Origin of the sequence: Agrobacterium sp. NPDC090273, from assembly GCF_044772305.1 — a bacterium.
Taxonomy (GTDB): domain Bacteria; phylum Pseudomonadota; class Alphaproteobacteria; order Rhizobiales; family Rhizobiaceae; genus Agrobacterium.
The window spans coordinates 725,716-736,923 of sequence record NZ_JBIVYN010000001.1; the positions used below are offsets into that span (position 1 = coordinate 725,716).

12 protein-coding genes are annotated in these 11,208 nt (G+C 57.4%); 7 read left to right on the plus strand and 5 right to left on the minus strand.

All coding sequences use genetic code 11. The features are described from left to right. Nucleotides 1-67: 67 nt before the first annotated feature. From ACIQT8_RS03640 to ACIQT8_RS03650, 3 genes are all read right to left on the minus strand, one after another. A complete protein-coding gene (locus ACIQT8_RS03640; RefSeq protein ID WP_400963573.1) occupies nucleotides 68-553 on the minus strand; it encodes a hypothetical protein in 486 nt (161 codons plus the stop codon). Nucleotides 554-741: 188 nt separating this feature from the next. Then, complete coding sequence (locus ACIQT8_RS03645; RefSeq protein ID WP_400963576.1) at nucleotides 742-1,332, minus strand: TetR/AcrR family transcriptional regulator; 591 nt, start codon at nucleotides 1,330-1,332, stop codon at nucleotides 742-744. Nucleotides 1,333-1,654: 322 nt separating this feature from the next. Then, a complete protein-coding gene (locus ACIQT8_RS03650; RefSeq protein WP_400963578.1) occupies nucleotides 1,655-2,299 on the minus strand; it encodes a DUF3885 domain-containing protein in 645 nt (214 codons plus the stop codon). A 303-nt stretch (nucleotides 2,300-2,602) separates the two neighbouring features. Here ACIQT8_RS03650 and ACIQT8_RS03655 point away from each other — a divergent pair, with 303 nt between their 5' ends. Both ACIQT8_RS03655 and ACIQT8_RS03660 read left to right on the plus strand, forming a co-directional pair. After that, nucleotides 2,603-2,938 (plus strand): hypothetical protein, encoded by a 336-nt coding sequence (locus ACIQT8_RS03655; RefSeq protein WP_138795015.1) that lies wholly within the window; start codon nucleotides 2,603-2,605, stop codon nucleotides 2,936-2,938. Beyond that, complete coding sequence (locus ACIQT8_RS03660) at nucleotides 2,935-3,735, plus strand: DUF429 domain-containing protein (RefSeq protein WP_400963580.1); 801 nt, start codon at nucleotides 2,935-2,937, stop codon at nucleotides 3,733-3,735. Before ACIQT8_RS03655 ends, ACIQT8_RS03660 begins: the two co-directional genes overlap by 4 nt. Before the next feature lie 61 nt (nucleotides 3,736-3,796). Here ACIQT8_RS03660 and ACIQT8_RS03665 read toward each other — a convergent pair whose 3' ends face one another. After that, a complete protein-coding gene (locus ACIQT8_RS03665; RefSeq protein ID WP_400963583.1) occupies nucleotides 3,797-4,510 on the minus strand; it encodes an SDR family NAD(P)-dependent oxidoreductase in 714 nt (237 codons plus the stop codon). A gap of 139 nt (nucleotides 4,511-4,649) precedes the next feature. Between ACIQT8_RS03665 and ACIQT8_RS03670 the strand changes: the two genes are divergently transcribed. The 5 genes from ACIQT8_RS03670 (at nucleotide 4,650) to ACIQT8_RS03690 (ending at nucleotide 10,293) form a co-directional block, all read left to right on the plus strand. After that, nucleotides 4,650-4,853: a CsbD family protein gene (locus ACIQT8_RS03670; RefSeq protein ID WP_400963586.1), complete on the plus strand. Its 204-nt coding sequence runs from the start codon at nucleotides 4,650-4,652 to the stop codon at nucleotides 4,851-4,853. 256 nt (nucleotides 4,854-5,109) lie between these two features. After that, entirely contained in the window at nucleotides 5,110-6,192 is a 1,083-nt protein-coding gene (locus tag ACIQT8_RS03675; protein WP_262525715.1) for a hypothetical protein, read from the plus strand. Nucleotides 6,193-7,484: 1,292 nt separating this feature from the next. Continuing rightward, nucleotides 7,485-8,501 carry a tRNA dihydrouridine(20/20a) synthase DusA gene (dusA, locus tag ACIQT8_RS03680; RefSeq protein ID WP_400963590.1) on the plus strand — a complete coding sequence of 339 codons (1,017 nt, stop codon included), beginning with the start codon at nucleotides 7,485-7,487 and terminating at the stop codon, nucleotides 8,499-8,501. Nucleotides 8,502-9,246: 745 nt separating this feature from the next. After that, entirely contained in the window at nucleotides 9,247-9,621 is a 375-nt protein-coding gene (locus ACIQT8_RS03685) for a hypothetical protein (RefSeq protein ID WP_400963592.1), read from the plus strand. 33 nt (nucleotides 9,622-9,654) lie between these two features. Next, nucleotides 9,655-10,293 (plus strand): hypothetical protein, encoded by a 639-nt coding sequence (locus ACIQT8_RS03690; protein WP_400963595.1) that lies wholly within the window; start codon nucleotides 9,655-9,657, stop codon nucleotides 10,291-10,293. Between the two features lie 103 nt (nucleotides 10,294-10,396). Here ACIQT8_RS03690 and ACIQT8_RS03695 read toward each other — a convergent pair whose 3' ends face one another. Then, on the minus strand, nucleotides 10,397-11,197 hold the full coding sequence (locus ACIQT8_RS03695; protein ID WP_400963598.1) for a DUF72 domain-containing protein: 801 nt from the start codon (nucleotides 11,195-11,197) through the stop codon (nucleotides 10,397-10,399). Nucleotides 11,198-11,208 lie beyond the last annotated feature (11 nt).

An 11,208-nucleotide genomic window follows, 5' to 3' on the forward strand; every position in this document is an offset into this window, starting at 1 on the left:
CGGGGGCAAGCCCAAAACGGGGGCAGGTGGCTAGAGTATGAGTTGACCACCTGCCCATACGGCTTTTTCAGCGCGGTTTGCCGGCGTAGCGGGCGAGATAGATGAACTGTGCGGCAAGGCCGAGGAGGAAGGTTGCGGCGACGGTGGCGAGGGCGATTTTCAGGATGAGTGCATCGGGGCTGGCGGCGATCGGGTGGCCGTCGGGAACGCGTCTCAGCGTCTCCGAGACGGATGGCACCATCAGCAGGAAGACCGTGAGACTCAGAAGCAGCGTTTCCACGTACTTTTGAAGGCGTCCGAGGAAGGTCAGCCTGTGAACCGTGTAGCCGCCGATGAGACACAGCAATGTAACAAGCGCGATGGCCGGGCTGACGGGCGCCTTCGCAACGAGGAAAATGGTCAGGCTGCCGATCAGCATACAGATGAAATAGATGCGGCCGGCCAGACTGTCTGGCTTGATCCGCCCAAACCGGAAAATCATGTATGCCGCGGCAGGGATGGCCGGGAGGCTTCCCAGCGTATGCAGCCAGCCGAGTGGTGTTATTCCAAACATGTCAGTTCCTTTCGATCTGATTTCGGGTCTTGAGGAGGGGATCTCCCCGGTTCTCTCTGTTTTCTCCGCGCGGAAAGATACCGATCAGCAGGCGCCAAAGAGACAATCAACCTTCTAGTTGGTAGGCTGGGAGTGCGTAGATATTGGCGCGCGGCATAAGCTTTCGCCTGTCTACGGATGTCTCACGCTTATCCCTGGTGTTTCGGCCTCAGGTCTTCGAATGCGGCGGAGGTGACGATCGAGAATTTGGTCGCATCGCCATAGGCGCGTGCTGAAAGCATGGCTCCGTGAACGGTGGCCATGAACAATTCCGCCTCGACCGCCGGCGCGCGTGAAATGTGGATGACACCCTGGCTTGCGGCGCGCTCGAATGTTCGGGTCAGCCAGCCAGAAAGAAGCTGGAAATAGGCTTTGACCTCAACGGCAACCTCGGGCGGCAGGAGAGGGAGCTCGCTGGCCAGCAGGGCACAGACGCAAAAGGGCCGGCTGCCATCATCGATGCATTTTGCCCAGTGGTCGGTATAGGTGCGCAACTGGTCCAGCGGGTGGGGCACATTCTGTTCGATCCCGGCAAAGCCGGTTTCGGCAGCGATGCGATAGCGGCTGACAAGTGTTTGAACCAGATCGACCTTGCTGGGGAAATGGTGGTGAATGCTGGCTTTGCGGATGCCGACGATATCGGCAATATCCGCGTAGCTGAAACCATTGTAACCGCCGGAAACGATGAGTTTCTGCGCGCAGGCGAGGATGTGATCGTAAGTGGAACCGACATTGCTCATGCGCGCAACCTACCTTCTGGTAGGGAGACTGTCAATTCTGCGAAACCGGTTTTATGGGATAGAGACTCGTGGCCTGGACGAACTTGTTTGAAGAGGGTGGAGAACCGAAAATCGAGATGGAAAACTATGCCAGAAGCAAGGATAATTCCTTACTTTTAGAACTTCGCAATCCATCATCGTAATTTCCACTGACAAGACCTGCGGTCCCGGTGATCAGGGCAGGAGCTCGACTTTCGCTCCTGAAGTCTGGCTTGCGGAATGAGGTCTTTTCTCCGTTGCACGCACGGCGAAGCTTCAGGTCCGCCGACAACTCATGACGCTGTCATCCCGCTGCGAAAACCCGGTCCATTGCTGACCGATCATAGTCCAGCAGCCATGTTCCAAACTGATCGTAGAGGGGCTGCAGCGTGGCTCGATTCAAGGCGACAATATCCATACCCCTGTCATCATAGGCTGTTGCGGCAATCCCTCGCTGAAAATCGACGATATGAATACGCAGGAACTTGCGGATTCTGGGCTCCATCGGCAATTCCTGAGTGATGCTGGCCCAAAGGAGAGCGTTGATCTGATCCGGGTCGTTGGGAAATTCCGCCTCGTGCCAATATCTGCGCCGGTCTTCGCAGTCCTCATCGTCTAACTCTGTCCGCTCTGCCGGACCAAACTTGCCTTTGAAACCCATCGCAGACAAAGCTGAAAAACTTCTCCCAGCACGCGATGTCCGCCGCTCACGATCGAGATAGTCTATGACGGCAGTAAGGTGTGTCGATCCATGGAACAACGCACTCAAAATAGCTCTGGACCGATCCATTGCCTGAAGGAAACAGGCGGGGACTTCCGATATATCGTCTCCCAGATTGAAACGCAGAGCGAAATCCGTTTGGTAGAACAACGCATAGGGAAAGCCGCTCCAGCCAAAGACTTCAAAAACTCTTTGCGTCGGACGACCGGCCGCCTGTTCTATTCGCATTACCTAGGGCACTCCACGTTCCAAGGGTTTGCCTGACGATTCCACCAACCTCGGCGATCGTTCAAGCGAGTTCCACAACCAGTAGCGTTTTCTTTCTGAGGCCGTAACCCTCTTTGAGACCTTCCAGAGAAACGCCGATGAGAACGGTGCATCGGCTGGCCGAGACCTGACCCCCGGGGGCAGCCGCAGACCGGTTGCAAAAACATCCGCATCTTCCACGTGCGTGGTTGCCGCGACTCTTCTCCTCGCTTAGCTTCGTTCACGTCGTCTTCGGCAATGACTGGATAGCGAGGTCTTCTAAGCTTGAAACATGACCCTGGTGAGATCGTCGCTGACCTGCTGCGCAATGCAAACGGCATCAACCGCGCCTCCACGGAGATCATCGACGACCTGTTGTTCCGCTCGATTGTTGCGATCCGTGATCTGCGACGTCAGGCGGGCATTCCCGAAAGCGGCACCCGGCAGGATGCGATTATCCGTCTGGCCGAGGTGGCGGCCGGATCTGACCGTCAGGAAGAGGCGGCACGGCGCGATGCGCTGCTGGAGGCTGCCGACCTGATCCGCACGCTTAACGTGGTGGTCAAGAGCGGTATCAGCCTCAGGCTGACGGAAGTGGTGCCGGATGAAACGGGCAGATGATGGCCGCGCAAAAGAGGGCCGTGCTGGGCATCGATGCGGCGTGGACGGAACAGCAACCGAGTGGCGTGGCGCTGATTAGCGATGACGGTTCCGGCTGGCGACTGATCGAGGTCGCCGCGTCCTATGAAGGCCTGCTGCGGGATGCCGGTTCTCAGCCCATTGCGCGCCATCGCGGCTCGGTGCCGGATGCTGCGGCGCTTCTGGCCGTGGCGGAGGCGAGGGTGAGTTGCCCCGTCGATCTGGTGGCCATCGACATGCCGCTTTCCCTGCAGCCCATCATCACGCGCAGACCATCCGACAACATGATTTCAACGGTTTATGGTGCCAGGCACGCCAGCACGCACACGCCCAGCGCCACCCGCCCCGGCAAGATCAGCGATGCGCTGCGTGCGGGCTTTGCCGCGCTGGGTTACCCGCTGGCGACAAGCGCCGTCGCAGGCCGCGCCATCGTCGAGGTCTATCCGCATCCGGCCCTGATCGAACTTGCGGCTGCCGAGAGGCGATTGCCTTACAAGGCTTCCAAGGTCGCAAAATACTGGCCGGGCGAACAGCCGACGGTGCGGCGGCAAAAGCTCATTGAAATCTGGGGGCAGATCATAACCATGCTGGAGAGCCGCGTGCAGGGTGTGCTGGCTGCTCTGCCATTGCCCGCGCCGGACGCGCGCGGATACGAAATGAAGGCCTTCGAGGACATGCTCGATGCGGTGATCTGCGCCTGGGTTGGCGCCGCTATTCTGGATGGCAGGGCAAGAGCCTATGGTGATGACATCTCGGCAATCTGGGTGCCAGTGCCCTAGGCTCTGGTCATCGGCCGAGGGAGTATCCGTCGCCGCCGCGGTGCGGACAGCGGCGAGAGCCTCACCACGGAACATCCTTGCCGTCATAAGCAATGAAGGAGCCTGTTTTCTCAGGTGTCAGCGCTTCCAGCGCGCCTGACATCGACACGGCCGCTTCCGCCGCACTGACGGTGTTGTGGCCGGCGGAATAGGGCCCTGACAGGGATGTGCGCACGGTGCCCGGATGCACTGATACCAGCACCGCCTGTGGATGCGTGCGGGCAAGCTCAATCGATGCGGTACGAACAAACTGGTTCAAGGCTGCCTTGGACGCCCGGTAGGCGTACCAGCCGCCCAGTCTGTTATCGCCGATCGAGCCCACACGGGCAGACAGAAATGCTGCAATCGAACGCTGCTGGCGATCCAGAAGCGGCAGAAAATGCTTCATCACGAGGGCAGGGCCGATGGCATTGACGCGGAACTGCATGGCCATCGTTTCAGGGTCAAGCTGCCGCAACGCCTTCTCCGGCGCCCGCCCATCCGTGGTCAGCACGCCAGTCGCACAGATCATCAGGTGAAATTTCCGCTGGGAAAGAGACGCCGCCTGTTCGGCAATGCTATCCTCATTCAACAGATCAAACCCGCTGCCGCTTCTCGACACCCGCACCAGCGCCCCCAGACGCGGCTGCCGCTCCAAGAGATCACAAAACGCACCACCGATCCCGCCAGTCGCACCAACAACCAGCGCATGAAAACCATCGGGCAGCGATCCGAAAACGGTGTGTGCAGCGTCCATGCGCGTTTAACGCAGTGGGTGAGAAATGGTTCGGGTTGTGACCCTCGTATAAATCCAACGACAGCGCAATGTCCCTTTTCAGGGAACCAACCCGCACCTGCCGCGTTTACTCGTCACAACATAAAGAGGAGACATTTCAATGGATTGGAACCGCGTCGAAGGTAACTGGAAACAGGTGAAGGGCAAGGTCAAGGAGCAGTGGGGCAAGCTCACTGACGACGATCTTGACGTCATCAACGGTAAGCGTGAGCAGCTCGAAGGCAAGATCCAGGAGCGCTACGGCTACGAGAAGGACCGGGCCAAGAAAGACATCGATGACTGGTACGGTCGTCAGGGCTGGTAATATCACCAAGAATACAGGCCGCCGGTCATTGATGACTGGCGGTTTCTTTTTCCGGAACGTTTGATGCCGACAGGTGTTTTCAACACGGTCATTCGACCGGACAAAACCTCAAGCGCAGGAAGCTCTAACGCATCGATTTGATCGGCTGCGTCTTGAAAACAAGATTACCGTAGGAGGGTCTCATGAATTCAATCATTTACTTGGTTGGACTGGTCGTCGTTGTGCTGTTTATTCTCTCTCTGCTGGGGCTACGCTGATGGTAGATTCAACCTCAATCGAAACCAATCCGAACCGTAGCTATGTCGATTGGCCAGCCATCTTCGCGGGCACAGTCATCGCGTCCGGGGCGGTTGCCATTCTCACGGCTTTTGCCGGTGGATTGGGCCTGAGCTCGATTTCGGCGGATGATGGTGGTGAGATCAGCATGACATGGCTGATCATCACCGGACTGTTCGTCGTTATCTCGATGGTCGGCTCCTACATGTTGGGCGGTTACATTACCGGTCGCATGAGACGTCCGGCTGGCTCGGCAGACCGGAACGAACTTACGACGCGGGATGGCATCAACGGACTTGTCGTCTGGGGTCTTGGCACTGTTGTATCGGCGTTACTGGCTGTCAGCGTGGTGTCTGGCGGCGCAAAGGCGGTCGGCAGCGTGGCTCAGACTGCCGTTGAGGCAACAGGTTCTGCCGTGGGCGGCGCAGCGCAGGGCGTTGGGCAGCTGGCCGGCGGTGTCGTATCAGGTGCAGGCAACGCTGTTGGAGGCATTGCGCAAGGTGCAGGACAGGCTGCGGCTCCCAGTATCGAACAGGCTCTTCCTCAGGGATTGAAGTCGAACCCGATCGACTATCTGACGGACACTCTGTTGCGTACCGATACACCGGCGATTGGCGGGGATCAGGGCGCTGGAGATTTTCAGCGTCAGGTGAGCGGGATTCTCAGCAACCTGCTGGCAACCGGTGAGATTTCCGATGCCGATCGTGCGTGGCTCGCAAACCAGATTGCGGCACGGACTGGCATCAGTCCAACGGATGCTCAGACGCGCGTAAGCCAGACAGTTGAGCGTGTTCAGGCAGTCAGAACGCAGGCACAGCAAAAGGTCGACGAGGCGCAGAAGCGGATCGATGATCTGAAGGCGGAGGCGGAAAAAGCTCTGCAGGACGCCAAGACAAAAGCCGTCGACGCCGCTGAAAAGGCACGGGTTGCCGGTATCCTGACCGCTTTCCTCCTGGCTGCTTCGGCTCTCGTATCCGCCGCCGCTGCCTACATCGGGGCGGTGCACGGCGGTCGTCACAGGGACGAAGGCCGCGTCTGGGGCGGTCTTGCCTACAGAAAGTAATTGCGCACCCTGGAACCGAATGATCGCCCAGACGTTAAAGACGTCATAGCAGCGCAATAGCGCCGCAGCTTTCAACGTCGACCACGGATGTAATGGCGGCGAACAGAAGCAAGAGAAGGCTGGTGCAGAAACGCGCTGGCCTTTTTCGTTGTTCGGTATACGGGTTTGCCGAGTTTAACGCGGTGGGGGTAGGGTCGTTATGGTTGGTGTCCTTGAGTTCGAATCTCACCTCCGCAACCAACAGCAGGACCGGCCATGGACGCGTAAGCCCAAATAACCAAACCTCACAATGAGGCCTGCTTCCCAACCCATGCGCGTTCTCCTCCGCAGCATAGGTTCATGCGGCCCGTGCCTTTACTGGTTGAGCGGGCTGCGCCGGGTTCCCCGTTTGTGGTTGAGCCCGGCGCTTTTAGTTTCTATCGCTCAATAATGACGCAACGGGATGGATTTGCTGCGCGCTTAATGCATCCAGCCATCGCTTTGGCGTCAGCATCTGCCTGCGTTTTCTGGAATGCAGCCCAGCCGCATCCCCTCATGCCAGTCTCGGTAAATGCAGGGCCTTTAGCGAATGCGATGTAGCCATATCGGCTATACTTGCTTCGATCGTTTCTGAACTTAGCGAGCGCCGCCGAGCAACCGTAAAGAGTTTGCTGTTGACCCATATCAAACGGCCTGTTGTTCTCCTCGTACAGTTGGCATGAGGCTAAACTGATAGTCATTGTGGCAAGAATGAATTTCGATAGTAAGCGCACTAAATTCCCCTTTGCATACCGGCGCCGAAATTAGGTTCAGCAATCCCTCATGGCAACGCCCATTAGCGGGTCGCTCCCGCGAACCTTCGGCTAAGTAAAAACGAAGCAAGACACTACTCACAAGTTATCAGAGAAGACTGCCACTTTAGTGTCTTGAGGTTCGGAGAATCTATGTCTTCGTGATGCCGACTTTTTCCTTCTCTTTGACCTAACGGTCTATCGCATCCGATAACGTGAATCGGTCAGCGTCCCACCGTTCGATGGCACTAGGCTTATCTATTTCAGTTTCCCCAAAATGTACCACGGTTCAGCCTCACCCTTGCGGTCGAATGTCTTGGCTTCTCTGAAAACGATATGACCGCCTTTTTTTCCGGGGGACGGCGCTGTATATAGGGCGCAGTCATCCATTGTTTTCGTGCGTGTTTCTCGTCGGCAAAACACTTCTGTCGGGTAACGACGGTATTGTCGTCTGATGTTGAAAACGATGCATCGAGACAAAAACGCTGATGAAGCGGTACACTAACAAACGGTCATAAGACATTGAATTTCTATAAAGACGCCGTACAATCCGGATCTCCGATCTTCGCGGTTGCGCCTATGATCGATTGGACTGACACGAGGTGCAGATTTCTGCATCGGCAGTTGTCGAAGCGTGCGTTGCTGTTCACTGAAATGATTGTTGCCGATGCCATTATTCATGGGCTGCGGGAGAAGCTGCTTGGGTATCATCCGCAGGAGCATCCGGTGGCGTTGCAGCTTGGTGGGTCTGAACCGGCCAAATTGACCGAGGCGGTGCGTATTGCCAGTGATTACGGCTATGATGAAATCAACCTCAATGTCGGCTGCCCTTCGGACCGTGTGCAGTCCGGCACGTTCGGCGCCTGCCTGATGCGCGAACCGGAGACGGTGGAGCGTTGCGTGGCGGCGATGAAGACCGTTTCTTCCGTGCCTGTGACCGTCAAATGCCGGATCGGTGTGGACGATCAGGAGCCGGAAGTGGTGCTGCCGGACTTCCTGAAGCGTGTTGTTGCGGCCGGTGCCGATGCCGTGTGGGTTCACGCCCGCAAGGCCTGGCTGCAGGGACTGTCGCCCAAGGAGAACCGTGAGGTTCCGCCGCTCGACTACGACCTTGTTTACCGCATGAAGCAGGAAAACCCGGATGTCTTCATTGGCATCAATGGCGGCATTTCCGATCTCGATCAGGCCGAAGCGCATCTGGAACATATGGATGGCGTAATGCTTGGCCGCGCCGCCTATCACAACACGTCCATTCTGGCCGATGTCGACCACCGCATCTATGGCGATGCGGCAAGCGCACCGGACTGGATGGCGCTGCGCGACACGATGATGGCCTATGCCGCAGAGTATATCGCCGCTGGCGGACGCCTGAACCACGTGACCCGCCACATGGTCGGTCTGTTTCAGGGCATGCCGGGCGCACGCCGCTTCCGCCAGATCCTGTCCAGCGACGCCACACGCCCCGGTGCCGGGCCTGAAGTCATCGAGGCCGCTTTTGCCGCCATCGATTTCAACCCCGCGAAAGAACTGGCTGGCTGAGCCGCCCGTCGCCTCACTGCCGAATTCAGCGTCGTGAACGGGCAGGCGGGGCTCTTCCCTGATGGCGGCGATTTTCAGAAGCGCCTGACGGCACGGAGCTACCACGACGGGAAAGTTCTGGACTAGTCGGATGCTGGCAGGTTCCCGATAACTTTGCTGCGATGCCTGTTGTTGCTCGACCATGTGGGCAAGGCGAAGCCTGCGGCCACAGACTTCAATCCTGCCAGAGCGTCTGGCGCACTGGACCGCTTCTCATCTCGCCACAGAAACCAGCCTTTGCGACGGGCAGGTGGGGCTTTTCCTGAATGGTGGCGATTTTTTCAGAAGCACCTGACAGCACGTAGCGACCAAGACGGGAAAGTCTGTTCCTGTTTAGCCCTGCAGGGTAACCGGTGTTCCGCTCGCACGTGTCGCGCCTTCGTGATCTGTGATCGCTTGTCGGCATTCGTGCTATCTGCATGAGCAGTTTTGCGACCGATTATAATGGGCACGTCGCAACCGGAAGGAGTATTACATTTATTGATTTTCCCGTTTCTCATTACCTTTGGTAATGCATAGGCGTCCGACTGGGCGATCAGGTCGGATACCGACGCAGTCGGCTAAGCGAAGAATTCCAAACAGATACGGATTTTGACGGCTGCATTGGCCCCACGGTTGTGCACCGAAAGAGTGATAATCTCTATTGCAGTGCAACCCTTCTTATGAAGATATCTGGATTCGGGGAAAAGCAGAGGGCAAGCAGTAAATGAGCCGGAAACTTTGGCAATTGATTACATACTATCGCCATCGTAGCGAGCTCTGGACCCTTCGTCTCAGTCGATCGCCAACTATCGCGATACGACCTCCACCGATCTTCTTATTGACATTGCTCTGGTATGCCGCCGCTTCTCTTCCGCTCGTTCTGGCATACTTTGTTTTGTTGGGACTTGGCGCCGGCGAGACGGCCGCAGTTCTCATCATGAGCCTACCCGCCGTCGTTTTTTTGTTTAAGGTCGCCCCGTGGTTTTTTCGTTGGTTTTGGATAGGCGTGAGCTTGCAGTTTGGGAGCTTTAAAGCTGCAGACGCCAAAGAAGAAGAACTGTCGAAGCAGCTTGAAGCGTTTAAGGCTAGACGCTCATAATTTCCGTTTGGCGGACCGTATTGGAGAGTTCAATTGCAGACGGACGACCCGCCGACCTATCGCTTTACCGCGAAAGTCGAGAAGCATCATAAAAGCTCTCCAGGCATAAAGATGGCCTACGTCATCGACGCGCAAGGCCTTTCGGTAACGCAAGGACGGTCCGTCAAACTGGTTCCATGGACTTCGTTTCGTTTCCTGCACATTCACGTTACGAGTGGGGTCGGCACCACTGGGTTTCCAGTCTACAGCGCGCGTTTACGGACGCTCTTCAAATCGAGGGAGCTATCCTCGCTGGATTGGCAGGGAGGCAAAGGTCTTGATCAATCCGCCGCATACGTTCAGTTCATGGAAGAACTGATCCCATTTGCAGTCGCCCGTAACCCGCGTCTTCGCCTTCGATGCGGCGGCGACCCTATGATGGAGGCGGCGATCCCGGCGGCGCTGACCCTCTTGATAGCGCCGTTCATCCTTATCCCAATTTTAATCTTCAAACCGCTCGGCGCTCTTTTCGCTGGCTGGACTAAGGCCTTTGGTAAACCCACGGCTGGGGCATTCATCATGATTTTTGGTGTAGTGCTGAACATGCTTCCATGGTCCACCGGTAAGCTGTTCAAGGCCGACGATCTGCCCATCGCAGAACTCCCGCCGCGATATCGGCGAGGTGGCATCTGAAGACGTGGGCAGGGTGCCTAAAGCACTGGGAACGATCTGAACTCCCACGGACACTGCAATCGGGTAGAGCGGTTCACGAGAACCGCTGCCACCATTGAAGCGATCAAACGATCTTCTGCAGCGCCTGTGCACCGTTCGGGGCGTTGACCTTGCCGCCGGTGATGAAGAAGGCGAAGACGTCGCGGGGTTGTTTTTCGGCCTTGCGATCAGGGGCAATCATCGGCAGATCGTGGGGTGCGCCGCCGGCCGCGTAGGTCTTGATGCGTTTTGCCCAGTGGTCGATTTCCGTCTGAGGGTAACAGGTCGGAATGTCGTCTTCGCCCTTTTGCAGACGGCAATAGACGAAATCGGCCGTCACATCCGGCAGCATCGGGTAATCGTGATGGTCGGCGCAGACGACGGCGACATTGTACTTCGCGATCAGATCGATGAACTCCGGCACCTGGAAGGTCGGGTTGCGGACTTCGACGACGTGGCGCAGCTTGATGCCATCCTGCTTTTCCGGCAGGAGCGCCAGGAAGGCGGCGAAATCATCCGGCTCGAACTTCTTGGTCGGCGCGAATTGCCAGAGGATCGGGCCAAGATGGTCGCCCAGTTCCGTCAGGCCCTGCGTCAGAAACCGGGTCATTGATTCCTGCGCTTCAGCCAGAACCTTGCGGTTGGTGACAAAGCGGCTCGCCTTCAGCGAGAAGATGAAATCGTCAGGCACTTCCGATGCCCATTTGGCAAAGGTTGCCGGTTTCTGGCTGCCGTAATAGGTGCCGTTGACCTCAATGGCCGTCAGTTGCCGGCTGGCATGTTCAAGCTGGCGCTTCTTGGCCAGCTTTTCCGGGTAAAAGGTGCCTTCCCAGGGCTCAAAGGTCCAGCCGCCTATGCCGGTGCGGATCGTGCCTGACGTGGCCATGTGCTGTTTCC

Coding starts and splice junctions, on each gene's coding strand:
- ACIQT8_RS03640 (WP_400963573.1), bottom strand. CDS start 553: ATGTTTGGAATAACACCACTCGGCTGGCTGCATACGCTGGGAAGCCTC.
- ACIQT8_RS03645 (WP_400963576.1), bottom strand. CDS start 1,332: ATGAGCAATGTCGGTTCCACTTACGATCACATCCTCGCCTGCGCGCAG.
- ACIQT8_RS03650 (WP_400963578.1), bottom strand. CDS start 2,299: ATGCGAATAGAACAGGCGGCCGGTCGTCCGACGCAAAGAGTTTTTGAA.
- ACIQT8_RS03660 (WP_400963580.1), top strand. CDS start 2,935: ATGATGGCCGCGCAAAAGAGGGCCGTGCTGGGCATCGATGCGGCGTGG.
- ACIQT8_RS03665 (WP_400963583.1), bottom strand. CDS start 4,510: ATGGACGCTGCACACACCGTTTTCGGATCGCTGCCCGATGGTTTTCAT.
- ACIQT8_RS03670 (WP_400963586.1), top strand. CDS start 4,650: ATGGATTGGAACCGCGTCGAAGGTAACTGGAAACAGGTGAAGGGCAAG.
- ACIQT8_RS03675 (WP_262525715.1), top strand. CDS start 5,110: ATGGTAGATTCAACCTCAATCGAAACCAATCCGAACCGTAGCTATGTC.
- ACIQT8_RS03685 (WP_400963592.1), top strand. CDS start 9,247: ATGAGCCGGAAACTTTGGCAATTGATTACATACTATCGCCATCGTAGC.
- ACIQT8_RS03695 (WP_400963598.1), bottom strand. CDS start 11,197: ATGGCCACGTCAGGCACGATCCGCACCGGCATAGGCGGCTGGACCTTT.